The 25,556-nt window shown below is 73.0% G+C and carries 25 protein-coding genes and 1 pseudogene; 8 read left to right on the top strand and 18 right to left on the bottom strand.

The annotated features are described in order from the left end of the window. Positions 1–41: 41 nt before the first annotated feature. Positions 42–671, top strand: a complete 630-nt coding sequence (locus tag BMX74_RS25620) for a TetR/AcrR family transcriptional regulator (RefSeq protein WP_055502131.1) — start codon at positions 42–44, stop codon at positions 669–671. On the opposite strand, the gene BMX74_RS25615 is transcribed toward BMX74_RS25620, so the two are convergent. From BMX74_RS25615 to BMX74_RS25585, 6 genes are all read right to left on the bottom strand, one after another. Further along, entirely contained in the window at positions 641–1,291 is a 651-nt protein-coding gene (locus BMX74_RS25615) for a hypothetical protein (RefSeq protein ID WP_055502130.1), read from the bottom strand. The two genes, BMX74_RS25620 and BMX74_RS25615, sit on opposite strands and share 31 nt — an antisense overlap. 142 nt (positions 1,292–1,433) lie before the next feature. Beyond that, positions 1,434–2,573 carry a CU044_5270 family protein gene (locus BMX74_RS25610; protein ID WP_055502129.1) on the bottom strand — a complete coding sequence of 380 codons (1,140 nt, stop codon included), beginning with the start codon at positions 2,571–2,573 and terminating at the stop codon, positions 1,434–1,436. After that, positions 2,570–3,043, bottom strand: a complete 474-nt coding sequence (locus BMX74_RS25605; protein WP_055503872.1) for a SigE family RNA polymerase sigma factor — start codon at positions 3,041–3,043, stop codon at positions 2,570–2,572. The genes BMX74_RS25610 and BMX74_RS25605 overlap by 4 nt, the downstream gene beginning before the upstream one ends. 224 nt (positions 3,044–3,267) lie before the next feature. After that, complete coding sequence (locus tag BMX74_RS25600; protein WP_091103279.1) at positions 3,268–4,737, bottom strand: alpha/beta fold hydrolase; 1,470 nt, start codon at positions 4,735–4,737, stop codon at positions 3,268–3,270. A 242-nt stretch (positions 4,738–4,979) separates the two neighbouring features. Continuing rightward, positions 4,980–5,795, bottom strand: coding sequence for a hypothetical protein (locus tag BMX74_RS25595; RefSeq protein ID WP_143078763.1), 816 nt, complete (start codon positions 5,793–5,795; stop codon positions 4,980–4,982). Between the two features lie 220 nt (positions 5,796–6,015). Continuing rightward, a complete protein-coding gene (locus BMX74_RS25585) occupies positions 6,016–6,897 on the bottom strand; it encodes an alpha/beta fold hydrolase (protein WP_091103277.1) in 882 nt (293 codons plus the stop codon). 103 nt (positions 6,898–7,000) lie between these two features. On the opposite strand from BMX74_RS25585, the gene BMX74_RS25580 reads away from it, so the two are divergent. Together BMX74_RS25580 and BMX74_RS25575 are read left to right on the top strand one after the other, a co-directional pair. Next, the gene (locus BMX74_RS25580) at positions 7,001–9,043 is read left to right on the top strand and encodes an AfsR/SARP family transcriptional regulator (RefSeq protein WP_091103275.1); all 2,043 of its coding nucleotides are present in this window, start codon (positions 7,001–7,003) and stop codon (positions 9,041–9,043) included. Between the two features lie 116 nt (positions 9,044–9,159). Continuing rightward, positions 9,160–10,335 (top strand): GDSL-type esterase/lipase family protein, encoded by a 1,176-nt coding sequence (locus tag BMX74_RS25575; protein WP_091103274.1) that lies wholly within the window; start codon positions 9,160–9,162, stop codon positions 10,333–10,335. Between the two features lie 78 nt (positions 10,336–10,413). Here the strand turns inward: BMX74_RS25575 and BMX74_RS25570 are convergent, their stop codons facing one another. The 3 genes from BMX74_RS25570 to BMX74_RS45040 all read right to left on the bottom strand — a co-directional run bounded on the left by BMX74_RS25570 (position 10,414) and on the right by BMX74_RS45040 (position 12,212). Continuing rightward, the gene (locus BMX74_RS25570) at positions 10,414–11,106 is read right to left on the bottom strand and encodes a hypothetical protein (protein ID WP_091103272.1); all 693 of its coding nucleotides are present in this window, start codon (positions 11,104–11,106) and stop codon (positions 10,414–10,416) included. 22 nt (positions 11,107–11,128) lie between these two features. Further along, on the bottom strand, positions 11,129–11,875 hold the full coding sequence (locus BMX74_RS25565) for a class I SAM-dependent methyltransferase (RefSeq protein ID WP_218154050.1): 747 nt from the start codon (positions 11,873–11,875) through the stop codon (positions 11,129–11,131). Positions 11,876–12,074: 199 nt separating this feature from the next. Beyond that, entirely contained in the window at positions 12,075–12,212 is a 138-nt protein-coding gene (locus BMX74_RS45040) for a TetR/AcrR family transcriptional regulator (RefSeq protein ID WP_256257268.1), read from the bottom strand. 133 nt (positions 12,213–12,345) lie between these two features. On the opposite strand from BMX74_RS45040, the gene BMX74_RS25555 reads away from it, so the two are divergent. Further along, positions 12,346–12,798 (top strand): zinc-binding dehydrogenase, encoded by a 453-nt coding sequence (locus BMX74_RS25555; RefSeq protein WP_218154049.1) that lies wholly within the window; start codon positions 12,346–12,348, stop codon positions 12,796–12,798. 186 nt (positions 12,799–12,984) lie between these two features. Here BMX74_RS25555 and BMX74_RS25550 read toward each other — a convergent pair whose 3' ends face one another. The 4 genes from BMX74_RS25550 to BMX74_RS45830 all read right to left on the bottom strand — a co-directional run bounded on the left by BMX74_RS25550 (position 12,985) and on the right by BMX74_RS45830 (position 16,829). Then, complete coding sequence (locus BMX74_RS25550) at positions 12,985–14,457, bottom strand: amidohydrolase family protein (protein ID WP_091103271.1); 1,473 nt, start codon at positions 14,455–14,457, stop codon at positions 12,985–12,987. Then, complete coding sequence (locus BMX74_RS25545; protein ID WP_091103269.1) at positions 14,454–15,707, bottom strand: MFS transporter; 1,254 nt, start codon at positions 15,705–15,707, stop codon at positions 14,454–14,456. Before BMX74_RS25545 ends, BMX74_RS25550 begins: the two co-directional genes overlap by 4 nt. A 175-nt stretch (positions 15,708–15,882) precedes the next feature. Next, entirely contained in the window at positions 15,883–16,623 is a 741-nt protein-coding gene (locus BMX74_RS25540) for a VOC family protein (RefSeq protein ID WP_091103268.1), read from the bottom strand. A gap of 62 nt (positions 16,624–16,685) precedes the next feature. Then, positions 16,686–16,829 (bottom strand): hypothetical protein, encoded by a 144-nt coding sequence (locus tag BMX74_RS45830; protein ID WP_256257259.1) that lies wholly within the window; start codon positions 16,827–16,829, stop codon positions 16,686–16,688. On the opposite strand from BMX74_RS45830, the gene BMX74_RS46715 reads away from it, so the two are divergent. Beyond that, positions 16,816–17,001, top strand: coding sequence for a hypothetical protein (locus BMX74_RS46715; protein ID WP_420538143.1), 186 nt, complete (start codon positions 16,816–16,818; stop codon positions 16,999–17,001). The genes BMX74_RS45830 and BMX74_RS46715 overlap by 14 nt on opposite strands. Here the strand turns inward: BMX74_RS46715 and BMX74_RS25530 are convergent. After that, the gene (locus BMX74_RS25530; protein ID WP_091103266.1) at positions 16,926–17,408 is read right to left on the bottom strand and encodes a DUF2000 domain-containing protein; all 483 of its coding nucleotides are present in this window, start codon (positions 17,406–17,408) and stop codon (positions 16,926–16,928) included. The genes BMX74_RS46715 and BMX74_RS25530 overlap by 76 nt on opposite strands. 275 nt (positions 17,409–17,683) lie before the next feature. Here BMX74_RS25530 and BMX74_RS25525 point away from each other — a divergent pair, with 275 nt between their 5' ends. Next, on the top strand, positions 17,684–18,178 hold the full coding sequence (locus BMX74_RS25525) for an Lrp/AsnC family transcriptional regulator (RefSeq protein WP_055502117.1): 495 nt from the start codon (positions 17,684–17,686) through the stop codon (positions 18,176–18,178). Between the two features lie 54 nt (positions 18,179–18,232). On the opposite strand, the gene BMX74_RS25520 is transcribed toward BMX74_RS25525, so the two are convergent. From BMX74_RS25520 to BMX74_RS25505, 4 genes are all read right to left on the bottom strand, one after another. Further along, on the bottom strand, positions 18,233–18,772 hold the full coding sequence (locus BMX74_RS25520) for a DUF1062 domain-containing protein (RefSeq protein ID WP_256257258.1): 540 nt from the start codon (positions 18,770–18,772) through the stop codon (positions 18,233–18,235). 271 nt (positions 18,773–19,043) lie between these two features. Further along, complete coding sequence (locus BMX74_RS25515) at positions 19,044–21,119, bottom strand: iron ABC transporter permease (protein ID WP_256257257.1); 2,076 nt, start codon at positions 21,117–21,119, stop codon at positions 19,044–19,046. After that, a complete protein-coding gene (locus BMX74_RS25510; protein WP_091103263.1) occupies positions 21,116–22,114 on the bottom strand; it encodes an ABC transporter substrate-binding protein in 999 nt (332 codons plus the stop codon). Before BMX74_RS25510 ends, BMX74_RS25515 begins: the two co-directional genes overlap by 4 nt. Before the next feature lie 14 nt (positions 22,115–22,128). Next, entirely contained in the window at positions 22,129–22,932 is an 804-nt protein-coding gene (locus tag BMX74_RS25505) for an ABC transporter ATP-binding protein (protein WP_091103261.1), read from the bottom strand. A 207-nt stretch (positions 22,933–23,139) separates the two neighbouring features. On the opposite strand from BMX74_RS25505, the gene BMX74_RS25500 reads away from it, so the two are divergent. Both BMX74_RS25500 and BMX74_RS25495 read left to right on the top strand, forming a co-directional pair. After that, a complete protein-coding gene (locus tag BMX74_RS25500; RefSeq protein WP_091103260.1) occupies positions 23,140–24,741 on the top strand; it encodes an amidohydrolase in 1,602 nt (533 codons plus the stop codon). 195 nt (positions 24,742–24,936) lie between these two features. Continuing rightward, positions 24,937–25,458: pseudogene (locus BMX74_RS25495) on the top strand (ABC transporter ATP-binding protein); the annotation flags it as partial. Positions 25,459–25,556 lie beyond the last annotated feature (98 nt).

Below are 25,556 nucleotides of genomic sequence, written 5' to 3'. Positions count from 1 at the left end.
ACACGTTAGAACATGACAGGGTGTTATGTTAAGACTGGTTCGTGGGCAATCCAGGCGTCCGGCGGCGGCCGGTCCAGAAGCGCAGCATCGAGCGGGTCGAGCGGATCCTCGAGGCCTGCACCGCCCTTCTGGACGAGGTGGGCCTCGACGCGCTGACCACCGTCGACGTCGCCAGGCGCGCCGGAGTGCCGAGCGGCACCATCTACCAGTTCTTCGACGGCAAGCCCGGCATGCTGCGCGAGCTGGCGCTGCGCAACCTGGACCTGCTGCTGGTGCGGCTACGCCGCCGGGTCGCCGAGGAAGACGCGCTCACCTGGCCGCGGGCGGCCGAACTCGTGCTGGCCGAGACCGTCGAGATGCGCAGGACCGTCCCCGGCTACACCGTGGTCGACTTCGCCGACACCCGGCCCGGCGGGCAGACGTTCCTGCCGCCGGGCGAGGTGAAGGAGGGCGGGGACGTCCTGGCCGAGCGGCTCTACCACTTCGCCCTCGACGAGGCCGGGCTGCCGCCGTTGCCCCACCCCTACCGCGTCATGCGACTGGCCATCCAGTCCGCGGCCGCCGCTCTGCAGCTCTCCTTCGCGGCCTCCCCCGAGGGGGACCCCGTCATGATCGAGCAGGGCCGCAGGCTGCTGCGCGCCTACTTCGCCGACGTGTCCTCCGACGCCTGAGAACCCGGGCGACGCTGCTTTGACGCCTCCAGTTCGGCTGCGCGGCGGAGGTCCTTGGGACGGCCGAGGGCGCGGCGCATCCGGATCAGGTCTTCACGGGAGACGTAGCGGACCTCCAGCCCGCCCGCGTCGACCGTGGTGATCGCGCGGTCGAGGCACCCCTGGACGTGAAGGCCGCCCCAGGGGAGCGCCGGGGTGCAGCAGTCGCCGCCGGCCCCGGGTGAGGTGAACCGCACCTTGGGGCGGAGAAAGGAGCCGGGGCGCGTCGCCAGGGGCGCGCCCGTCTCGTCGCCGAGCCGGGCGCCGACGGCGGCGAAGGCAGCCGCCAGCGCCGGGGCGTGGGCCGGGGCGCCGTCCCAGAGCAGGTCCAGATCGCCGGTCAGTTCTGCGGATCCGTGCATGATGCCGGCGACCTGCCCGATCACCACCGCCCGGGCCCCGTGGCGGTGGAGGGCTTCGAGCAGGGGGAACGGGTCGAACCCGAGGGCGTCGTCGGTGCCGAACGTGCCGACCTCGTCGTCGGCGTCCTCGTGGCCCAGGCCGGTGGCCGCCCGGTTCAGCGCCAGTTCACGGGTGCGCCGTGCGGCGGCGCGGAGTCGTTCCAGCGGTTCGTCGATCATCTGGTCATGCAACACCGGCTGCGCTCCTGGCGCACCCCCGTTTCCTCATGAGCCGCGCCGCGTCCGCTCGAAGCGGACTCGGCAGCCACCCCGACGCGCCCGCCACGGCTGCGACCGTGGCGGGCACGGGCCGGGTGGCTCGCTAGAGGCGGCGGCAGTTCCCCGGCCGCTTCGGGCGGTCGTCGGTCCAGCCCGTCACGGGGGTCCAGACCTCCGAACTCATGATCCCGCCCTTGGCGAGACCGGCGGCGCTCTCTCCTGCCTTCGTGACCTCGGCCAGGATCTCACCGGTCGAAGGATCCAGGATGGTCGTGTGCTCCTCGGCCACCTCGTCGTCCTCACCGAACTCCCTGAAGGACGCGCGCCCCCTGTCGAAGTCCACCGCGAGGCCGCTGCGGCCCAGCGGGTCCTTGGCCGGCCCTCGAACGCTGGTCGTGGGCAGGTCGGCGAGCAGGCGCAGGACGGCGGCCCTGGCCGCCGGGCTGAGGGGCGTCCTCAGCAGGAGGTCGGAACCGGCGAGGGCCTCCTCCAGGGTCCTCGCCGTCCCGGGCTCGCCCCGGCCGGACTCCCAGCGGGCGCGCAGCCACGCGCGCAGGCCCTTGTCATCCGTGGGCAGCGCCCAGATCTCGGCCGGCGTGTACGGGCCGAACGGGTGAGCGGCGGGCCCGCGGTCCGGCGCGACCCCGTACGTGTACTGGCACTCCCTGCTCTCCGCACCCATCGGCAGCTTCACGCAGTCGGCCGCCTTGGTCCCGGGGGTGCACACCCGCTGGACCTCGGCGGGCGACCCCGCGGCCCGCCAGGCGCGTTCGTCGGCCGGGGTCGCCGGGCGCAGGCTCGGCTCCTCGCTCCGCGTCTGCACCGGGTCCTCGGCGTCGCGTGGCAGCCACAGTTCCGCCCCGTGCGAGACCACCGCGTTGAAGGCGCGCCCGCCGGCCTGCACCCGTACGAGCTGGTTGTCCTCCAGCGACCTGCGCCAGTACGCGCCCCGGTCGTCCGGCAACCGCGCGACCTGCGCGGCCAACCGGCGCAGCGCCTCGTTGCCGTCAGAGGGCACGAGCACGGGAGGAGGCGCGGGGGCGGGCACGACCACCTTCGCGACCAGCGCGACCACGGCGAGGACGACGACGACCGCCGCGGCCGCCAGCACCGGCAGCCCCCGGAAGCGCCGCCGCGGACGGACGGCAACCGTATCCGTGACAGTCCCCAGGCTCTCTGGGCGCACCAGTTCCGCACCCGTGGAGAAGGCGTCGCGGAGCCGGTCTTCGATGCTTCGGGTCATCGCTCCTCCTGCAAGGTCACGGCGAGCACCTTCAGCGCCCGGGATGCTGTCGACTTGACCGTTCCGCGGCTGACCCCCATCACCTGGGCGATCTCCGCCTCCGACAGGTCGAGGTAGAAACGCAGCACCAGCACCTCGCGCTGGCGTCGCGGCAGAGCCCGGACGGCCAGGAACACCTGCCGCCGGGTCTCCCCGAGCAACGCCGCCGCCTCCGCCGACCAGAAGGGAACCTCAGGCCGGCCGCGGAAACGCCCGATGATCGCTCTACGCCGCAGGACCATCCGGCACCCGTTGACCACGGCCGCGCGCAGGTACGGCAGCACCTGCTCCCGGTCGGTCAGCCTGCCCCACCTGCGGTACACCGCGGCGAACGCGTCCTGGACCACGTCCTCGGCGGTTTCCTGGTCACCCACCAGCAGGAACGCCAACCGCACAAGCGAGAGCCCGTGGACGACGAACAACTCGGTCACGACCGTTTCGGCCGATGCCCCGCCGCCCGGGGAACCGGGCGGAGCGTGGATGATCTCGGATCTCATGTCTTCTACATGCGTGAGCCCCCGAGGAGGTTGCGTCACGTCACCGCCCTTTTTCTCCGCCCGCGACTCCGGACCTGACGCATGATCTCGCTGTGGGGAGCGAGAGGAACACTCGAGGCCAGGGATTCAGCCGGCGCCGCGCCTGGCCCGAGCGTCGATCATTCGGCGGGGCAGACCGTGCCCGGTTCCGGAAGGGTCAGGTCGGTCAGGTACCTGGTGGCGTGCCGGATCGGGCACTTCTTGCCCGACAGGTACATGACGTGGCCGGGCCCGTCGTAGGGGATGGTGACCGATCCCGGGAACATGCTGGTGAAGCTCTTGGTCGACGTGTGGTCGACCCACGTGGTGCCCACCCCCAGGAAGGGCGGCAGACCCCGCGTGGGCAGCGGGCGGGACGGATTGGCGACCGGCGGCGGCCAGCCTGTGCAGCCGAGCGCGTCGATGGCCGCTCCCGCGTACTCAGGAGCGATCTTCCGTGCTTTCCTGCGGAAGTCCTGAAGCTGGGCGTAGCCGGTGTATCCCCGGTCATCCCCGCAACTCATCACCAGAGCCGCGGGCGTCGCCGCGACCCGCGCGGTGAAGAGGACCTGATCGGCGAACCCGGACCCGTCCCCGTGCCGCGCCTTGTCCACCGCGTCCGCGAAGGCGAGCCAGCCGGCGTTCTGCGGGCCCGGGTCAAGAGGGAGGGCGGACGTCAACAGCCAACCGGTCAGCTTCCCCTCGCCGTACTGGGACGAGGTGACCGGAATCGGATGGCGATCGGCATCCCGCAGGAGTCTGAGCCACACCGCCTCGGCGTCCTGACCGTGCAGCGCGCAGGCGGGAGTCGCCGCGCACCAGTCGGCGAACCTGGTGGCCATCCCTCGCATGACGGGCAGGGCCAGCAGCCGCTGCGCGGGCCACCCCTCGGGCTGGTTGTTCACTCCATCGAGGTACATCGCCCGGATGCGCTGCGGGAACAGCCGGACGTACGCGGCGGCCGCCGACCCGCCGGTGCCGCCGACCAGGAAGCTCAGCCGCTCCTCGCCCAGCGCCTCGCGGATCGCCTCGGTGTCCCTGGCGATCGACAAGGCGTCCAGGTGCGCGGACAGCCCGGTCGGGTCCGCCTGCCGGCACTGCTCGAACGCGTCGTTCATCGCCGCGGCCAGCGCCGCGAACTCCTTGGGGCTGCGCGGGTCGTGCAGGGACGCCCCGGGCCGCATGCAGGCCTGGGGCATGCGGGCGACCCACGTGGTCGTACGCGTGTCGTAGCCGACCAGGTCGAACCTGCGCCGCAGCTCGGTGAGGTCCGCCGCGGAACGGGTCAGGTCCTGGATCCCGTAGCCGCTGGAGATGCCCAGGACGCTGCCGATCCGGCGTGCGGGGTCGGTGGCCGGCAGCCGGGCCAGGTCCAGCGTGATCTTCTGCCCCTCCGGCTCGGCCCAGTCCACGGGCACCTCGACCGAGGCGCACTGCATGTCCGAGGGCGCGCCCTCGCTCCCGCACTGCCGCCATCCCAGCCGCCCGTCATCCGGGGAAGCCGACGCCGCCGGGGCCGTCATCGCCAGCATCGCCGCCGTCACGGCGATGACCGGCCATGCCCTCCTGCCGCGGCGCTTGCTCTGGATCATTGCGCGAATCGCGATCATGGTTTCAGCGTGCCGTCGCGAGCCGGCGATGTCCTCCTGCCTGGAAACGGTTCCCCCAGAGGCGATCCAGGACCCTCGTCCTACTCTCCAGGGCGGATCAGCCCCTTCGCAGGCGACGATCAAGCTCCACGTCAGCTGGAGCAGGCGTCCGGTCTCGGGGGTCCAGGACCGGCCCTGGTGGCCCGCAAGTGGAAGCGGGTCGCGGCGGGCGGACCGGAACCAGGCATCCCCGTCAGGAGCGCTCAGGCGAACTTGACCTCCAGCCGGATCCTCTGGTTGGTCCCGCTCTGCTCGAAGTCGCAGGTGACCTGAGAGCCGAAGGTGGAGGCTCCGGTCTGCTTCACCTGCAGCGGGTAGACCTTGCCGCTGCTGGGGGAGTGGTAGGTCGCGGTGATCTTGTAGCGGCCGAGGGGTACGTCGACCACCGCCCAGCCGCTGTCGGTGTAGACGGGCTTGCGGCCGGAGATGACCTTGCCCTTGCTGCCGTCGATCAGCGGGACGGTCGGGGTCAGCTTCAACCGCACGTTGTCCTGGTCGACGGTCTCCTCGGGGAGGTCGTCGAACCAGAGGTTCGTGGCGACCAGCCCGCCGTAGTAGCGGCCGTCGGCGCCCGGACGCCTGCCGGTGATGCGCCAGGTGAAGTCGCGGACGGCTCCGGCGCCGGCCCGGAAGGAACCGGTGGAGGAGGGTTCCAGGTCGAAGGTGTACCACGTGCCGTGGTACTGGCGGGTCAGCGATGCGCCGGCCACCCAGGAGGACGGCTCGTGCGGCAGCGGCGCGCTGTAGCCACCGTCGGCACCGGTGTCGAGCACGATGTTGCTGTTGTAGTAGCGCTGGTCCTTCACCACGACCTTGACGCCTTTGATCGGCCTGCCGGCCGAGTCGACCGCCCTGCCCTTCACGACGTAGGGCTCCGCGGCCGCCGCCGACCTGGCCGAACCGGCCGTTTCGGCCAGGTCGGACGCGTCGGCGGGGCCCGCGGTACAGCTGAGCGCCGTGCTCAGGGCGAGCGCCGTCCCCGTCGTGGCCACGATCGACCGCGTTCTCGTCTCTCTCATGCGGATGTTCCCCCTGTCGACGGACTCTCTCGCCCCAACCGGGCGAGACGAGATCACGTTGGCGCGGGCCCCTTGGAATCGGCTGGTAACCACTTGGGACCCGCCCCTCGCGCCGTTCACGCTGCAGCGGCTGTGCGGCACGCCACCCCGGACGCTGTCCACGGTGGTGCCGCCGGAGACGGCCGTTCCCGCGGTGAGAGCGCCGGCGAGCGCCGGGCGGTCAGCGTGACAGCAGGTCGCGCAGGGCCGCGACGACGTCCGACGGGGACTCCTCCGCCATGAAGTGGCCGGACTTGACGGTGAGATGGCGCAGGTCGGGCGCCCAGGCCCCCCACAGCGCCGCCGCGTCGTAGCCGAGGGCGGCGCCCCAGTCCTGCTGCATCACCGTGACCGGCATGCGCAGCCCGTTGCCCGCCCGCCTGTCGGCGAGGTCGTGGACGACGTCGATCCCGGCGGAGGCCCGGTAGTCGGCCACGATCGACGGCACCGCGGCCCGGCAGGCGTCCAGGTAGGCGTCCCGGTACTCGCCCGGCATCGCCGCGGGGTCGCCCGTCCACACGTCCAGGAAGTGGCCGAAGAACGCGTCGGCTTCGGCGGCGATCATCCGCTCGGGCAGGCCGGGCGGCTGCGCCATCAGATACAGGTGGAAGGCGACCGCCGCCCCCGCGCCGTGCAGCACGTCCCACATCTCGGCCGTGGGCAGCACGTCGAGGCAGGCCAGGTGGGTGACCGCCGCGGGGTGGTCGAGCGCGGCGCGGAAGGCGACCAGCGCGCCGCGGTCGTGCCCGGCGAGCGCGAAGCGGTCGAACCCCAGCTCCGCGGCCAGGGCCACGACGTCGGCCGCCATCGTCCGCTTGGCGTAGACGTCCTCGCCGGTCGCGGGCGGCTTGTCGCTGGCGCCGTACCCGCGCAGGTCGGGGCAGATCACGGTGTGGTCGGCCGCGAGGTCGGCGGCGACGTGCCGCCACATCAGGTGGGTCTGCGGAAAGCCGTGCAGCAGCACGACCGGGCTGCCCGAGCCGCCGACGGCGGCGTTGAGCGACACGCCCTCGGCCACGGGAACACGCAGGTAGTCGAAACCGGAAAGGACAGGCGCAGGCATGGGTTCACTCCTCGTCTGGTGGGACGCGTCCCAGCCTGCCGGGCGCGGATGAGCATCCGATGAGCGCCGCTACGGTGGGCGGAGAGACAGGGGAGGGGAGCAGGTGACGGTCGCGTTCGGAGTGCTCGGCCCGGTGACGGCCTGGCAGGCCGCCGGTGACACCCCGCCCGTGGCGGGGGAGCCGCGCGGCGAGGTGATCGCCCTGAGGGGGCCTCGGCACCGCGCCGTGCTGGCCAGGCTCATCGTCGCCCGCCGCCGCGTCGTCCCCGTCGCCCGCCTGGTCGAGGACCTGTGGGACGACCCGCCCCCCGGCGCGGTGGGCGCGGTGCGCACGTTCGTCGCCGCGCTGCGCCGCGCGCTGGAGCCCGAGCGGCCGCCGCGCGCCGCCTCGCGCCTCCTCGTCACCGAGGGCCCCGGCTACGCGCTGCGCGCCCAGCCCGACGCCGTGGACGCCTGGCGCTTCGAACAGGCCGTCGCCGCCAGCGCCGCCCTGCCGCCCGGGCAGGCGCTCGCCCGGCTCCGGGAGGCGCTGGGGTGGTGGAGGGGGCCCGCGTACGCCGAGTTCGCCGACGAGCACTGGGCCCGCGCGGACCGCTCCCGCCTGGCCGAGCTGCGGCTGCAGGCCGTCGAACGCCTGGCCGACGCCAGACTCGCCCTCGGCATGGCGGCCGAGGCGGTGCCCGATCTCGACGCGCACGCCGCCGCCCACCCCTGGCGCGAGGACGCCTGGAGACTGCTCGCTCTCGCCCTCTACCGCTGCGGCCGGCAGGGCGACGCGCTCGCCGTGCTGCGCCGGGCGAGGACGCTCCTCGCCGAGCAGCTCGGCCTCGACCCGGGCCCGGCGCTGCGCCGCCTGGAGACCGACATCCTCCACCAGGCCCCTCACCTCACCCCCGGCCAGGCCGCCCCGCCTCCTCGTGACGCCGGCCCCCTGACCGCTGAGGCGGACGCGGGTGCCGCCGCGGCGGCCGAGCGGGTGTGGACGCGGGCGGCGGCCGCCTTCGACCAGGCCGTGCCGCCCGGAGCCAGGGCCAGGCTGGAGTCCACGGTGGGCCTGCTGCGCGGCCTCGCGGTGACCGGAGGCGGCGGGCTCAGCGCGGCGCGGGAGCAGCGGCTCGCCGCGGTGGCCGCCGCCGAGGAACTGGGCGACCCCGAGCTGACCGCGCGCGTCATCGGCGCGTACGACGTCCCGGCGATCTGGCCCCGCTCCGACGACCCGGCCCAGGCGGCGCAGGTGGTGGCGGCCGCCGAACGCGCGCTGTCCGCCCTCCCCGGCAGTCCTGGGCCGCGGGCGCGGTTGCTGGCCGTCGTCGCGCTGGAGTCGCGCGGTGGCGGCTCACCGCGGGCGGCTGAGGCGGCGCGGGAGGCCGAACGTCTCGCCCGCCGCCTGGACGACCCCGCTCTGCTGGCTTTCGCGCTCAACGGCGTGTTCATGCAGACCTTCCACCGGGCCGGCCTGGCGGGGGAGCGTGACGCGATCGGCGCGGAACTGGTCGCCCTGTCCGCCGCGCACGGCCTGGTCACCTTCGAGGTGCTGGGCCGTCTGATCCGGCTGCAGGCCCGCGCCGCGCTCGCCGACCTGGAGGAGGCCGACAGGCACGCCGCCGCGGTGGACCTCCTGGCCGTACGGCACGAGCTGCCGCTCGCGGGCGTGTTCACGCAGTGGTACCGGGCGATGCGGCTCGACGCCGCAGGCCGGGCGCCGGCGGACCGGGTGGAAGCGGCCTACCGCGAGGCCGCGCGACGGCTCGACGGCTCCGGCATGCCGGGACTGGAGGACGGCCTGCCGCCGCTCGCGCTGCTGTGCTCGCGCGTGCGGCGCGGCCTGCCCCTCCTGGACCTGGAGCACGCCGCTTGGGGGCCGTACGAGCCATGGGCCCGCCCGCTGCTGCTGATCGGGCGCGGCCGGGAGGAGGAGGCGTCGGCGGCGCTCCGCGAGCTGCCCGACCCTCCGCACGACCTGCTGATGGAGGCGCTGTGGTGCCTCGCCGCCCGCGCCGCCGTCGCGCTCGGCGACCGGGCGACGATGCGGCGAGCGGCGGCCGCGCTGGCGCCCGCGGCGGGGGAGCTGGCCGCGGGCAGCGGCCTGCTCACCATGGGCCCGGTCTCCCGCCACCTCGCCACCTTGGCCAGCGCGGCCTCCTAATGGACAGGCTTATTTGCCTAAGGATATTAGGTAGAATGGCTTTCGTCATAGGGGAGGAACGTTGTGGTCAAGGTTCGCCGCCCTGGCCGGGCGCGCCAGAAGAACAGGCTGAGGCGATGAGCACCGAGCCCGACTGGATCACCACACCTGTCACCGCGGACATGCTGCGCGGTTCTCTGGACCTGGAAGCGACCGCTCAGGGTCTGCTGCCGCACCGGCTGCCCGCTCGTGCACGCCGGCAGATCCCCGACAACCAGCTCGCCATGGCCGAGGCGCAGCCCTCCGGCGTGCGGCTGGCCTTCCGCACGCGGGCCACCACGATCGAACTGGACGCGTTGCCCACCAAGCGGGCCTACCGAGGTTTCCCTGCCCCGGCGGACGGCGTGTACGACCTGCTCGTCGACGGCCGTCTCGCCGCACAGGCCACGGTGCCCGGCGGCAACGTCCGCACGATCGTCGACATGGTCACCCAGGCCGCCGAACTGCGTGAGGGGCCCGCCGGCACCGCCCGCTTCACCGGTCTGCCGGCCGGTGACAAGAACGTCGAGATCTGGCTTCCGCACACTGAGATCACCGAGCTGATCGCCCTGCGCACCGATGCCCCGGTCGAGCCGGCGCGGGACAGCGGGCGCAGGGTGTGGCTGCACCACGGCAGTTCCATCAGCCACGGCTCGAACGCCGCCCACCCGACTGCCATCTGGCCGGCCCTGGCAGCCGCCCAGGGCGGAGTGGAACTGGTCAACCTGGGGTTCAGCGGCAGCGCGCTGCTCGATCCGTTCACCGCCCGCGCGATGCGGGACACCCCCGCGGACCTGATCAGCCTCAAGCTCGGCATCAACGTCGTCAACGGCGACGTGATGCGTCTGCGCGCCTTCACCCCTGCGGTCCACGGCTTCCTGGACACCATCCGCGAAGGGCATCCGGCCACTCCGCTGCTGGTCGTGTCGCCCATCCTGTGCCCGGTCCAGGAGGACACCCCCGGCCCGCTCGCGCCCGACCTCGACGGCGGCACCCTGCGGTTCAAGGCCACCGGCGATCCGGCCGAGCGCGCCGCCGGGCGCCTGACGCTCAACGTCGTCCGCGACGAGCTCGCGCGGATCGTCGAACAGCGGACGGCCGACGACCCGAACCTGCACTACCTCGACGGCCGTGACCTTTACGGCGAGACGGACTACGCGGAGCTCCCGCTGCCCGACGAGGTCCACCCCGATCCCGCGGGACACCGCCGCATCGGCGAGAACTTCGCGCGGCTCGTGTTCGGAGCCGGCGGTCCCTTCGCGACCTGCGGATGACGTCCCGGTTCCGGCAGCGGGGCGGGGCGGTTCCGTCCAGGCCGAGCCTGGTTCGCGCAGCGCCGTCGCCGGAGCGGATCAGGGCGTGGTGGTGAGGGGGAGGCCGGCCAGCAGGCGGTCGCGCAGGACGTCGCCGCGGATGCCGAGCTCTGGGAGGTCGTCGGGGCCGGGAGCTCCGGCGACCAGCAGTTCGGGTACGAGGAGCCGGCTGAGCGGGGCCTCGGGCGACGGGTCGGCCAGACCGCCGATGACGGCGGTGGACAGGTCGAGGTAGGCGGGGGTGAGGGTCCTGCCGTGGAGGGCGCCGGCGATCAGGTCGGGGCAGAACTCGTTCCAGAAGATCGAGACGGTGGCCCGCAGGTCTCCGTGGATCATCACCAGCTTGTCGGTCATGTCGCCGACGAAGGTCTCGGCCGTCACCTGGCCGCCCACGACCAGCTTCGCGTCGCCGGCCAGGTAGACGTTCCTCGCCCGCAGGCTCCCGAGGACGATCAGCGCGGCGGCCCCGTCGTCCACGTCGGTGATGTTCCCGTCGACGACCAGGTCGCCGTCCACGACGTAACCGGTCGCCGCGTCGGGCGTGTCATGCCGCCACGGCGTCCGCTCGTGCTCGTCGAGGGGGAGTTCGCCCGTCACCGCGGCGGGACCCGGCACCAGGATGTACTCCTCCTCGTACAGGTTCTCGTACGTCCCCTTCGGCAGCCCGCGCCGCTCGAACAGGTCCACCGCGTCGTCCCAGGCGAGGTAACTCGATCGTATGCGCGCGACCATAGCAGCCGGGCGTGGGCGGGGTTCAGGCGATCAGCAGGCGAAGGCCGAGCTCTGCCGCGTCGAGATCGACGAGGTCGCGGTTGCGTTCGGCCCACCGGCCGGACGCGAGGTCTTCCCTGAGGCCGCGCACCGCGCGCCGCTCGGCTTCCGGCCCGACTCTGGCCCAGACCGACACCCCGCGACGGACGTTCTCCTCCAGGTACGCCTCCGGCCGGCGCCAGTGGGCCTCGAAGAAGCCGTCGGCGCAGTCCCACGGGACGAGCACCGGTTCGATCCCGGCTCCGATCGCGCGGGCCAGCTCGTTCACGGAAGGCCGGCCGGCGACGAGGTCCACGGCCTCGGGCAGGTAGTCGCGAGTGAGCCAGAACCGGTGAAGCCATCCGGCGTCACTGGTGTCGTGCGTGAACACCACCACGCGGCGGGCGACCCGCCGCATCTCCCGCAGTCCGGCGATCGGGTCCTGCCAGTGATGAACGGAGGAGACGGCCATCGCGGCGTCGAAGGACCGGTCGTCGAACGGCAGGCTCTCGGCGGATCCGATCAGGCACGGCGCCGCGTCCGCGGGGCGCTGGGAACGCATGAGCGCCGACGGTTCCACCGCGAGGACCTGGCGGTCGGGCGGCTCGTAGGACCCGGTGCCCGCCCCGACGTTCAGCACGGTGCGGGCGTCGCCGAGCGCGGCCAGGATACGCGCGGCGATGCGGGGCTCGGTGCGCCGGGTCGCGGTGTAGTGGGCTCCGATGGTGTCGTACAACTCCGTGCCGGACATCGACACTGCCTTTCTGGCGGTCACCCGTCGTCGCCGCGCGGCCCCGTCGGCGCCTGGCCGGCGTGTCACCGCGCGGGACGTCGTTTGATCGCCATTTCACCACGGGGAAGCCGTCCGCGGCGAGAAGGGGCCTCAAGGACCTGAAGCCGCTCGTCCCGGACGACGTGAACCGTCCGCCCGGGGGCGGGTGATTCGCCGATCATGCGCCAGATCGGGGCGGCGCTGTCGGCCGTGCAGTGTCGCACCAGGGCCTCTTCCGAGGCGAACTCATGGTGACGGCCACGTCGGCCTCGGCGGCCACGTCGCGGATGCCCACGGCGTCGTACCCGCGCTGCAGGAAGAGCCGCAGGGCGGTGTCGGCGATCTTCTGGCGGGTCGCTGCCTTCCGCGCTGCGCGTCATCCGCGAGGCCGGTGTCCGGCCCGGGCAGACGTTGCCGGTCAGCGGCGCGTCGGGGGAGTCGGATCGGCGGTGCTGCAGACCGCCCGCGACCGCGGCGTCAAGGTGATCGGCACGGCCGGGGCCGCGAACCAGGACTACCTTCGTGGCCTGGGCGCCCTCGCCACGACGTACGGAGAGGGCTGGGTCGAGCGGGTGCGGCAGCTCGGCCAGGTGGACGCCGCTCCCGATCCGGCCGGCTCGGGGGTGATCCGCGAGTTCGTCGAGCTGGCCGGGGACCCGCGGAAGGTGATCTCCACCGCCGATCTCGGTGCGCCGGAGCTCGGTGTGCGGTTCTCCGGCGTGGCAGGGGGCGCGCCGGACGCGCTCGCCGAGGCCGTCGGCCTCATCGCGCGGGGGAAGCTCCACATCCCGGTCGAGAGGTCGTACACGCTCGCCGAGGCCGCGGCGGCGCACATCGACAGCCGGGCCGGTCACACGCGCGGACGCCGCGTCGTGGTCGTCCGAGCCGTTCCCCGCACCTGAGCCTCACGTCCGCCGGTCTGCGGGCCGCCCGCGAGGCAGCGCCCGGCACCCCGGAGGCCGCGGCGGCGTTCGCGGTGGCCCCCGACGCCATGGCGGAGGACATCGAGGTCCTGGCCGAGCTCTGACCGCCCCGGCTCCGGAACCCGGAGCCGGGCGGCTCCGTCGGGCAGGTGCCCTGCGCGGGGGTCAGGCTCTGACGGCGCGTCCGGGCAGGGCGGTCGGCAGCAGATGCTCGTCGCGGACCACGAACTGGCCACCGACGAGGACGTGCACGAAACCGGAGGAGTGCCTGACCGTCTCGGTGTAGGTGGCCCGGTCGCTGACGGTCTCGGGGTCGAAGACGGTCAGGTCGGCGTCGCAGCCCGCCTGGACGCGACCCTTGCGCCGCATCGCCGGGACGCCGGAGCCCACGACGTCGGCGGGGATGAGCGTGCACCGGCGCACGGCCTCCGGCAGCGACAGGACGCCGTTCTCCCGGACGAGCCTGCGTAGCGTCCGCCCGTAGGTGCCGGCGGTGCGAGGGTGGGTGACGGCGTCGGGACCGAGCGGCCAGGAGAGCGGGTCAGGCGCTCCCGAGCGCCACAGGAGGGGTATGGCGTCGGTGGCGACGGCGGCGTCGGTGAAGGTGAGGGCTCGCTGGATGAAGTCGAACTGGGCGGGGTCGTCCTCGTCGAGCAGGTGGACGAAGGCGGCCGAGCCGGGCGCGCTCTCGCGGACCCGGCGCAGGGTCTCGGCGTCGGGGATGCGTCCTTCGGCGCCGAGCAGGCCGATGGAGTGCGGGGTCAGCCCGCGCCGGTGGAGGAGTTCCGGGGCGAGGAAGGCCGCGCCGACGCCGGTCATGCCCGCGCCGTAGGGGTAGGCCTCGGTGGTGACGCGCGAGCCTTCGGCCCGGACCTTCTCCACCAGTGCGAGCACCCGGTCGACGTGGCGGATGGAGGTGCTGTTGACGTGGCAGTAGTGCATGTGCGCGCCGGTCTCCGCGGCGGCGCGGACGATCTCTTCGGCCCCGTCGACGGGGGTGGTGGGGTCCATCTCGACGAGTTCGCGGGCGTGGGTGTAGGTCGGCAGCCCGGCGCGGGCGGCGAGGGCGGCCACGGCGAGGTACTCGGAGGGGTCGACGCGGGGCGCGTACCCGACGAGGATGCCGATGCCGAGCGCGCCGTCGCCGAGGTCACGCTCCAGCATGCCGACGATGCGGTCGACGGTGTGCCGCGGGGCGGCGCGCTGCCATTCCTCGCGGCCGATGTTGGCGAGGAAGTCGGTCCTCAGGTCGCCGTTGGTGTCGAGGCCGAGGAGGACGGCCATGCGGGCCACGGCCCAGGAGGTGGCGAAGCCGTAGTTGAGCGGCCTGCCCTCGGTCTCGGCGCTGCGGTAGGCGGCGGCGACCGGGTAGGCGCCGGCTTCGAGCTCCAGGACGGTGGTGACGCCGTCGAGCGCCTGCAGGCGGTGGCCGGCGACGTCCAGGCTGTGGCTGTGCAGGTCGATGAAGCCCGGGCTGACGACCAGGCCGGTCGCGTCGACGGTGGTGACGCCGTCGAGCGACTGGTCGGAGACGGCCTGGATGACGCCGCCGTTGACGCCGACGTCGCGCACGGCGTCCAGGCCGGTCTCGGGGTCGATGACCCGGCCGCGGGCCAGGACCAGATCGTATGTCGTCACGCGAGCTCCTTCGTTCCGAGGCTGAACTGCTCAGGGCGCTGGGGCACGATCAACGCGATCAGCGCGCCGAGGACGGTGGTGGCGATGAGCAGGCCGAACGCGGCGCTGTAGGAGAACCTGTCCACCAGGAAGCCCATGAGGACGGGGGCGAGGACGCCGGCGATCTGCCCGCCGACGTTGACGATGCCCATGCCGGATCCGATGACGGCGGGCGGCAGGGCGCGTACGGGCATGCCGAGGATGCCCATCGAGGAGAGGCCCGCCACCCCCATGGCGAGGGTCTGGTAGACGGTGAACCCGACGGCTGACTCGGCCATCAGCATGAGCACCAGGAGCACGGCGGTGATCAGGAGCAGCGGGATGACGTAGAGCCGGGCCCTGTCGTGGAAGAAGCGGTCGAACAGCCAGCCGCCGAGGAAGACGGTCGCGCACATGACCAGGCCGGGGATGGCGGACATGACGCCGGTGTTGATGAGGGAGATGCCGCGCTCCTCCAGCAGGTAGCTGGGCACCCAGGTGATCAGGCCGTAGCCGAGCATGTTGGTGGCGCAGAAGAGGGCGGCGAACTTCCAGACCGACGGCGACCGCATGACGGCGCCGAGGCCGAGCCCCTTGTCCTCGACGACGTCGGAGCCGTTGAGGTGGGCGGGCAGCGCCTTGGGCAGCAGCTTCCAGAGCAGGACGCCGATGGCGACGCCGGCGGCCGCGGTGACCCAGAAGGTGTGCCGCCAGCCGAGGACGAGGATGAGCGGCGCGACGATGAGCGGGGCGACGCCGGCGCCGAGCTGGTTGGAGGCGAGCATGGCGCCGGCGGCGGTGGCGCGGACGCCGGGGGTGGTGCGTTCCGCGACGGCCTTGAAGGACGCGCCGGGGAAGAGTCCCTGGCCGACGCCGAAGAGGGCGCGGATGACGAGGAGGGACGCCAGGCCCCAGGCGATGCCGGTGAGGGCGGTGAAGACCGACCAGAGCAGCAGGGAGACCATGAGCTGGCGCCGGGCGCCGAACCTGTCGGCGAGGATGCCGCCCGGGATCTGGCACAGCAGGTAGACGAGGGAGAAGGCGGTGATCAGCCAGCCTTGCTCGGTCTTGGTGAGCGCGAAGTCCTGGCCGATGAACGGCAACGCCACGGCCATCATCACCCGGTCGACGTAGTCGATCACCCAGACGCCCATGAGCAGGCCGACGGTGACGGTGGCCGTCCTGCGTATCTGCGCGGGTGCCAGAGTGGGGGTGTCTTCGGCGAGTGCCATGCACAGACCTCCGGGGCTTTCACATCGGCGCGTTCCCGTAACCCTCCATCACGTGACCCGGGAGTGCTTCGTGCGGGGACATGAAGTCGGAGCCGACGGCGGTGCAATTGCACCAAGACCCGGCGGGTGGCCCCCGCGCAGAATGGCGAGACGGCGGCGCGGGGGTGGCTCGGCGTCAGTCCCGGCCGAGGACGCAGAACTCGTTGCCCTCCGGGTCTGCGAGGACGACCCACGGGACGTCGCCCTGGCCGACGTCGGCGGGCGTCGCGCCGAGGGCCTGCAGCCGGGCCACCTCCGTGGCCTGATCGTCGCCGGGGTACGGCAGCAGGTCGAGATGGAAGCGGTTCCACACGGTCTTCGCGCCGGGCGTGGTGCGGAGGAACTCGAGATACGGGCCGACGCCCTTGGCGGAGCGCAGCCTCGCGTGATCGTCGGTCACGTCGTGCACGGTCCAGTCCATCGCCTCGCCCCAGAACCTGGCCATGGCCCGCGGGTCGGCGCAGTCGACCACCACCGTGGCGATCGGCCCGGTGTCGCGGTAGACCTCCCGAGGCTCCAGGACGCAGAACACGTTGCCCTCCGGGTCGGCCATGACCGTCCACGGGACGTCGCCCTGACCGACGTCGGCGGGCGTCGCACCGAGCTCCTTCAGGCGCGCGACCAGCTGCGCCTGATGGGCGGCAGAGGTGGTGGCGAGATCGAGGTGCACGCGGTACCTCACCGCTTCAGGGTCCGGGACGGTGACGACATCGACGCAGACGGCGACGGGGTCGGGCCACACGAAGTCCACGGGTTCGACGTTGGTCACGCCGGGTCCCTCGCTGGAGACGCCCCAGCCGAGCGCCTCGGCCCAGAACCGGCCGAGCGCGGAGTCGTCCCGAGCCTTGACATTCACCTGAACGAATTGCAGCCCCATGCCGCCCCACCCTAAGCCCAACGGACGAACCGGTCCGGCCCTCCTGCCGCCCTCCGCGCCCTTTACGCCGACGCCATCCGCTCGACCGGCATCGAGCCGGTCATCCTCGACGTCGCCAGGTCCGAGCAGGTGGAGGCGCTCGCCGCGCGCGTCGCCGTCACCCAGGCGCTCCTGCCCCTGCTGCTGCGCAGCATGGGCCGTGTCATCGACGTCAGCTCGGTCGGCGGCAAGGCCGCCATGCCCGCCTACGGCGCGTACGCCGGAGCGAGGTTCGCGTTCCGCGCCCGGCACGCCGTCGCGGCTCAGGACATGAGGGGGAGCTTGCCGACGATCTTGTCGACCCGGTTGCGCGGGCCGACGATGCTGACCGCGCAGTAGTCCATGTCCTCGGGCTGGGTCTTGCCCACGGTGGCGATGAAGTCGCTGTAGACGCGGGTGCTCTGGGCGGCGGCGGGCACGTCGGCCACGAAGGTGTCGGCGCGGGAGGCCGCCTTGGCGCGGACGGCGCGCAGCGTGGCGGAGTCGGCGGCCAGCACCGAGCAGCCCACCCAGGGCAGGCCCGGGTGCACCGCGCCTTCCGCGTCGGCGACGTCGGGGCCCAGCAGGCCGGGGACCGCGGCCACGGTGGGGGCGGCGGCGCAGATGGCGGCGTTGGCGGCCCGGCCGGGAGGCAGGGCGGCATCGACGATCACGACCCACTTCAGCCGGGCCTGGCGGGTGGACAGGCCGAAGTCCATCTCCTCGGGCGCGAAGCCCACCGAGCTGGACGAGTTCACCACAGACATGCGATCCCCTGTACTCATTCGATCGAACGCGACGATGCTAGTAAGAGATGCGGCTGTTTGGAGGAGGCGCCGCACTTCGTTCGGCAGGAGAGCTGCGCTCCGAGCCTCCGGTGAACGTGATGCGGCGATCCCGCGAAATCCGCGTCGCTCGTGCGGAGGGGCGACCGGGAGGCAGCGGCGGCAGGCGCGCGGTGACCGTCCCAGGAGCCGTGGTCAGGCAGACATCAACCCCAGAGCGCCGCTCGCCGCACTTCGTCCGGCGTAGATTGGCTTGCGTGGAACTTGATGCGCTGGACCGGGCCCTGCTGCGGGAGCTGCAGAACGACGCGCGACAGACCAACCGCGACCTCGCGGCCAAGACCGGGGTCTCGCCCTCCACCTCGCTGGAGCGGGTGAGGCTGCTCCGCGAGCGCGGCGTGATCACCGGCTACCACGCGGCCCTGGACCTCGACGCGGCCGGCCGCCCCGTCCAGGCGCTCATCTCGGTGCGCATCCGGCCTCCGGCCCGCCCCGTCATCGAGGGGTTCCGGGAATGGGCGGCACGGCTGCCCGAGGTGATCGGCCTGTTCGTCACCTCAGGCGCCCACGACTTCCTCATCCACGTCGCCGTCCCTGACGTCGACAGCGTGTACGCCTTCGTCATCGACCGCCTCACCGAACGCCGCGAACTCGCCGACGTGCAGACCACGATGGTCTACGAGCACGTCCAGTCCCGCTGCATCGAGCCGACCAGCCCGCATCGCCCCCGCTCCCCGCGAAAGGCCCGCTGACCGGCCTGCGGCGCCGAGGGCGGGCCGGGCGGCCCGCACTCGGCTGCGTCCCCGCTAGTCCCCGGCCATCACCGTGAAGGCGAATCCCGTGCTCGTGGGACGACGCAGCGGGATGTCGCACTTGATCCGGCGCAGCACCTCGTTCCTGCTGAGGCCGAGCCCCTGCGCGATGAGCCGTTCCGGGCGCACCGGTACGGGATCCTCGAAGACGATCTCCACCTGGACCGGCCACGCCTCGTCGAGCCGCGCCGGCGGGACATCCAGCCGCCAGGCGCCCTCCCATTGCAGGGTGAAGCGGTTGCGCCGGGCGAGCAGCGGATCCAGCAGCGTGGACGCCACCAGTTCCGGATCGTTCGCGAGGTAGCCGTCGAGCTCGGCCGGATCGAAGGACCTGACCGGCGCCCGCTCGTGCACGGTGAGCTTGCTCGTCCGATCACAGGACACGCAGCGGACCAGCAGCCACACGTCCAGCAGCTTGCCGTTGGCGTTGACGCGGAACCTGCCCTCGCCGGTGGTGGCGGACGCGGACCGGCAGTCCACGCACCGCAGCGACAGCAGAGGCAGCCTGGTCCGGCGGACGACCCAGGGCAGCACGATATGAGGTTGTGAAGACATGATCTCTCTAGACCTGACACGAGGCCGATTGCGCGCGGCCTCGAACGCTGTGTGAGCGGGCGCGCCAGGGCAGCCCGGCAGAACCGACGGGAGCGTCGGCTACGGATGAGCGGAAGAAGATGTCAGGTCTGAAGAGCAGGCGGGGTCACGCGGTCTTGTCCTCTGTCCTCACTGCGACGGGCCGCAGGCACCCTACGGGAACGCGGAAGGAGGCCTCAAACGGTTTTCCCCGCCTCAGGGGGAGGCCCGTTCATGCGGCCCGCGAGCGCCACAGCAGCCAGACGAAGTACGGCGTGCCGATCAACGCGGTGACCAGGCCGGCCGGGATCTGGGCCGGGGCGATGACCGTGCGGCCGAGGGCGTCGGCCACGGTCACCAGCAGCGCGCCGAGCAGCGCGGCCACCGGCAGCACGCGGGCGTGGACGCCGCCGACGAGGGCGCGCGCGGCGTGCGGGGCCACCAGGCCGACGAACCCGACCACGCCCACCGCGCCGACGGCGGTGGAGGCCAGCAGCACCGCGCCGCCCAGCGCCGCCAGCCGCACCGGTTCCAGCGGCACGCCGAGGATCCTCGGGGTCTGCTCGTCCAGCGACAGCAGGTCGAGGTCGCGCCGCAGCAGGAAGGCCGCGGGCAGGAACAGCAGCAGCGCCACGGCGACCGGCAGAAGCTGCAGGGGGACGCGGCCGTAGGTCGAACCGGACAGCCAGGTCAGCGCCTTGGCGGTGTTCCACGGGTCCGACCTGACGATGATCAGCACGGTGATCGCGGTGAACAGCGCCTGGGTGCCGACGCCCATCAGCACCAGCCGGTCGGAGCTCAGCCCGCCCTTCCACGCCAGCAGGTGGACCAGGGCGAAGGCGATGAACGCACCCGCCCCGGCGGCCAGCGACAGCATGCCGATCCCGGCCAGCGGGACGAAGGTGAGCAGCCCGATCGCGCCCGCCCCGGCCCCGGCCGTGACGCCGAGCACGCCCGGCTCGGCCAGCGGGTTGCGGCACACGGCCTGCACCGTGGTGCCGGCCACGGCCAGCGCCGCCCCGGCCAGCAGGGCGGCCAGGACCCGCGGGTAGCGCTGGTCGAGCACATAGGTCAGAGCCGTCCCGGTACGGCCCCGCAGCCAGTTGGCCACGTCGCCGCCGAGCACCATGGTGTCGCCCAGCAGCAGCCCGCCGAGACCGGCTCCCGCGGTCAGCGCCGCGCAGGCGAGAAGGACGACCCAGAAGCGGGTGCGGGAGCGGTGCGCCGCGCGTACCCCCGGCGGTTGCCTGGCCGGGCCGGCGTCGCGGTGGCGGCGTGCCAGCCACATCAGCACCGACGCGCCGATGACCGTGGTGACCACGCCGGGCGGCACCTCCACGCCCGCCTGGCCGCCGAGGACGGCGCGCAGCAGGATGTCGGCGGCCAGCATGATGATGACGCCGGCCAGGGCGGACAGGGGCAGCATGACGCGGTGCCGGTTGAGCCCTGGCATGCTCCGGCCGAGCAGCCGCACGATGACCGGTGCGCACAGGCCGACGAAGCCGATGGGGCCCGCCACGGTCACCGCCGCGGCCGACAGCAGGACGGCCAGCAGGGTGGCGAGCAGGCGCAGGTCGCGTACGTTGACGCCGAGCACCGACGCGGTGTCGTCGCCCAGGCCGAGGATGTCGAGGCGGGGCCCGAGCGACATCGCGGCGCCGAGCGCCAGGAGGACGACCGGACCCATCTGGGTGACGGCGACCAGGTCGCTCTGCGCCAGCGAGCCGTTCCCCCAGGAGAACAGGCCGGTGGTCTGCTCCTCGAACAGGATCATCAGCAGCGTCGCCAGCGAGCCGAGCGCCAGCGTGGCGGCCGAGCCGGCCAGGATGAGCCGGGTGGTGCCGGCGCGCCCGCCGGCCGATACGGCGAGCACCAGCGCCGCCGCGGCCAGGCCGCCGAGGAAGGACAGCCCGCCGGAGGGCAGCGCGGGCAGCGTGACGCCCGAGGCGGAGGCCGCCACCACGGCCAGGTAGGCGCCCTGGCTGACGGCCAGGGTGTCGGGCGAGGCCAGCGGGTTGCGCGCGACCGACTGCAGCAGCGTGCCCGCCGTGCCCAGTGCCGCGCCGACGGTGACCCCGCCCAGCAGGCGCGGCAGCCGGGAGGCCACCAGGACGCTCAGCGCGTCGGGGTCGTCGCCGCCGAGAACCGACCTGAGCAGGTCGGTGACGCCGACGGCGGACGTGCCCTGGGTCAGGTGCACCGCCGACAGCAGCGCGACGGCCGCCGCGGCCAGGGTGAAGGCCGCCGCGACGCCCAGGCCCCGCAGGGGAGTCATGGGGGCGGCGGGGGCCCGGAGCGTCCCGGTCACGCGGCGAACGCCTTCACCAGCGCCTCGGCGTACTGCCGGCACGACAGCGGGCCGCCGAAGGTCCAGATGCCGTCGGGCAGCCTGGTCACCCGCTTCCTGGCGACGAAGTCCAGTGACTTCCAGATCGCGTTGTCCTTGAGGCCGTCGGCGAAGACGTCCTCGCCGTCGGAGGCGTTGTAGAAGAAGCGCAGGTCTTCGCCCTTCAGCCTGGTCATGCCCTCGACGTCGGTGGTGCCGAGGCCCCAGGCCGGGTCCACCTCGCCGGTCCAGGCGTTGACGAGGCCGATCCGGGTGGCCACGTCGGAGACCAGCGCGCCCTTGCCGAAGAGGCGGACGTTGACGTTGCTGCCCTCCTTCCAGCCGTCGGCCATGACGAACTTCTCTCCGGCGGCGCCGGCCGCGGCGAGCTTGTCCTTGGCGGCGCTCATGGCGGCGTCGAAGTCGCCGAGCACCTTGGCGGCCACGTCGGACCTGCCGACGGCGGCGGCGATCAGGGTGAAGTCGCCGCGCATGCGTTCGAGCTCGCCGCCCGCGGCGTCACCGCCCTTGGTGACGACGACGGGGACGAACTTCTCCAGCTGCTCGACCAGCGCGGCGTTCCGCTCGGCCTCCATGACGACGAGGTCGGGCCGGAGGGCGACGATGGCGTCGACGCTGGGCTCCTGGCGGGTGCCGACGTCCTTGACGGAGGGGTCGAGCGGGGCCGCCGTCACCCAGGTGCCGTAGCCCTTGACGTCCGCGGCGCCCACCGGCATCACGCCGAGGCTGACGAGCATCTCGATCTCGCCCCACTCCAGGCCGACGACGCGGGTCGCGGGCCTGTCGAGCCGGACCTTCCGGCCACGGCCGTCGGTGACGGTGACGGGCGAGGCGGAGACGGAGGGAGCCGGGCCGCCGGCGGCGGGCGGGCTCACCGGAGCCTCGGTGGTGCCGCAGGCGCTGAGGGCCAGCACCGAGGCCAGGGCGGTGGTGAGCACCGCCAGGACGGAACGCATGACTGCTTTTCCTTTCACGCTCTCGCCAGGAGGTGGCGGCCCACCGGCCGCGTCCGCACCGTCCCGGAGAGGGGGTCGATCGTCGCCTCCACGCGGATGCCGTACGCCCGGGTGAGGAGCTTTTCGGTGAGCACCTCGGCGGGTGCGCCTTCGCCCAGCACCCGGCCCTGGTGCAGGAGCACCACCCGGTCGGCGATCTCGGCGGTCTGGTTGAGGTCGTGCAGGACGACCCCGACGGCGACGCCGTGGTCGTCGGCCAGGTCGCGCACCAGTTCCAGCAGCTCGACCTGGTAGCGCAGGTCGAGGTGGTTGGTGGGCTCGTCGAGCAGGAGCACCCGGGTGTCCTGGGCCAGGCACGTGGCCAGCCAGACCCGCTGCATCTCGCCTCCGGACAGCTCGTCCACGGCCCGTTCGGACATCACCGCCACGCCGGTCAGCTCCATCGCGCGGGCGACGGCCCGCTCCCCGTCGGGGTCGCCGGCGCGCCAGCGGCCCCGGTAGGGGTGGCGGCCGTAGCCCACGACGTCGCGCACCCGCACGCCGGTCGGCGTGGGGCGGCTCTGCGACAGCAGGGTCACCCGGCGGGCGAAGTCGCGTGCCGAGAGATCCAGCGCGGCGGTGCCGTCGCCGAAGCGCACGTCGCCGGCCCGCGGCTTGTGCAGCCTGGCCAGCGCCCGCAGGAGCGTGGACTTGCCGCTGCCGTTGGGGCCGACCAGGGCGGTCACCCTGCCCTGGGTGAGGGTGACGCCGGCGCCGTCGACGACGGTGTCGCCGCCGTAGCCCAGGCTGAGGTCGGTGCCGTACAGGGCGTCGGACATGACTGCTCCGTGGTGAGGCGATGGGGACGAAATTAGGTTAGCCTTACCTTCCTTCTAGTCAAGACCGCGAAGTGGTTTTTACAAAATGTATAGACCGTTGATGAAACGTAAACGCAGGGATAGCCTGGGCCTCTGAGCTCGCACGGCGAGCCCCTGCGTCCCTCGCCGGACGCGGAGGAGGGCGGCGCCGTGCAGGAAGGAGGAACGATGGACGCCGTCGCCCAGCGCGTCGTCATCGTCAACGGCCGGCTGTTCCTGCCCGGGACGCCCGCGGTCGCCCGCGCCGAGGACGAGCCCACCGCCGTGGTCGTCGAGGACGGGACGATCGCCGCCGTCACCTCGGACGCCGAGGCCCGGCGGCTGCGTCATCCCCGGGCGGAGGTGATCGACGCCGCGGGCGGGCTGGTCCTCCCGGGCTTCGACGACGCGCACCTCCACGTCATCCCCGGCGGCCAGTGGAGCGGCATGCTGACGCTGGGAGACGCGGCGACGCTGCCGGAGATGCAGGCGCGCGTGGCGGAGTACGCCGCGGCCCACCCGGAAGCGCCGTGGATCATCGGCGGGGGCTGGCACCACGCCGCCTGGGGCGACGGTCGTCCCGCCAAGGAGCAGCTCGACCTGGTCGTCCCCTCCCGGCCCGCGATGATGATCTGCATGGACGGCCACAGTTACTGGGTCAACTCGGCCGCCCTGCGCGCCGCGGGCATCGACCGCGACACCCCTGACCCGGCCAACGGCGTGATCGTGCGTGATCCGGACGGCGGAGAACCCACCGGCTGGCTGAAGGAGAAGGCGGGTCAGCTCGTCTACCGGGTGATGCCCGAGCCGGACCGCCAGGACCTGAAGATCGCGCTGCTGAGGGCCGTCCGGGCGCTGAACGCCGCCGGTTTCACCGCCGTCCAGGACGCGCGCACCGACCCCGGAGAGGTGCCGGTGTGGCGGGAGGTGCTGGCCGAGGGCCTCCTGACGCTGCGTTCCAGGATCGCCCTGCCCATGGCCCCTGAGCAGTCGCTCGCGGAGTGGCGGGCGACCCTCGACGCGCACGAGGAACTCGTGGCTCCGCTTCGCGGCGGCGACCGGCTCACCGGCGGGATCCTCAAGGGCTTCGTCGACGGCGTCATCGAGAGCCGCACCGCAGCCATGCTGGCGCCGTACGAAGGGGAGGAGGGCCGGGGGGCGCCCGCTTTCGAGCCCGAGCAGCTCACCGCGTTCACGGCGGAGGCGCATCGGCGGGGCTGGCAGGTGCAGCTGCACGCGATCGGCGACCGCGCGGTCCGGATGGCCCTGGACGCGTTCGAGGCGGCCGGCCGCGATCACCGTCGCCGTCGCCATCGCGTCGAGCACATCGAGGTCATCCACCCGGACGACGTGAGGCGCTTCGCGGAGCTGGATGTCGTGGCCAGCATGCAACCGTCGCACGCCTTCTCCGCGCCCGGCCGCGCGCACCACTGGCACGGCCTGATCGGGGCGGATCGCGCGGCGTTGAACTGGCCGATGTCGGCGATCCATCGGGCGGGAGGGGTCGTCGCCCTCGGGTCCGACTGGCCCGTGGTCGATCACGACCCCTTCCTGACCCTGCACTGCGCGATCTCCGCGGACCACGCGCTCACCCTGCCGCAGGCGCTCGCGGCGTACGGGCAGGGCTCCGCGTACGCGGCGCATGCCGAGCGACGGCGGGGCCGCCTGGCCGTGGGGATGGACGCGGACCTCGTCGTGCTCGACAGGGATCTGCTGGAGACCGGAGAGGTCCTGGGGGCCGGCGTCGTGGCGACGATCGTCGATGGCACTGTGGTGCATCGCGCCGCGTGAGCCCGGCGCGGCTCCGGCCGTGCTCTCACCAGCCCGAACAGGCCCGGACCAGAAGAATTTTACGTTTAGTCGAACTTATTGACACAGGGTCCAATCTCTGCCTAGATTGCGGGCTACCACTCCCACCCCCACCTCACGCGAGCTGCCCTTCCTCGTCAGTCTCCGACGGCGGCCCGCGATGAGAAAGGCGGAACAATGTCTGGTCCCCTCGTCGCCGAACGGCTGAGCGTCGGTCATGACGGCCGGACCGTCGTGGCCGACGTGAACCTCACCCTCCCCGCGGGCACGGTCACCGTGCTCGTCGGCCCCAACGGCTGCGGGAAGTCCACGATGCTCCGGACGCTCGCGGGTCTGCAGCCGCCGACCGACGGGCACATCCGCGTCCTGGGCGACCCCCTCGACAAGCTGAGCAGAAGGGAGCTCTCCCGGCGCCTCGCCTTCCTGCCGCAGACCCCCCTGGTGCCCGCCGGGATCACCGTGCGCGAGCTGGCCAGGAACGGCCGGTACGCGCATCGCGGCGCCTTCGCGCGGCACACCGCCAAGGACCTGGAGGCGGTGGACTGGGCGCTGCGCGTCACCAACGCGCTTCCCCTCGCGGACAAGCGGATGAACGAGCTGTCCGGCGGCGAACGGCAGCGCGCCTGGCTCGCCGCGGTGCTCGCGCAGGAGGCGAACATCCTCCTGCTGGACGAACCCACCACCTACCTCGACCTCCGCTACCAGATCGAGGTGCTGGAGGTGGTGCGCGCCCTCGCCCACGAGTACGGCATGGCGTGCGGCCTCGTCCTCCACGACCTGGGGCAGGCCTCCACCTA

This window comes from Nonomuraea pusilla, from assembly GCF_900109355.1.
GTDB classification, from domain to species: Bacteria; Actinomycetota; Actinomycetes; order Streptosporangiales; family Streptosporangiaceae; genus Nonomuraea; species Nonomuraea pusilla.
The sequence above is the reverse complement of the archived record's forward strand: the minus strand, read 5'-3'. Positions and strand labels throughout refer to the sequence as shown.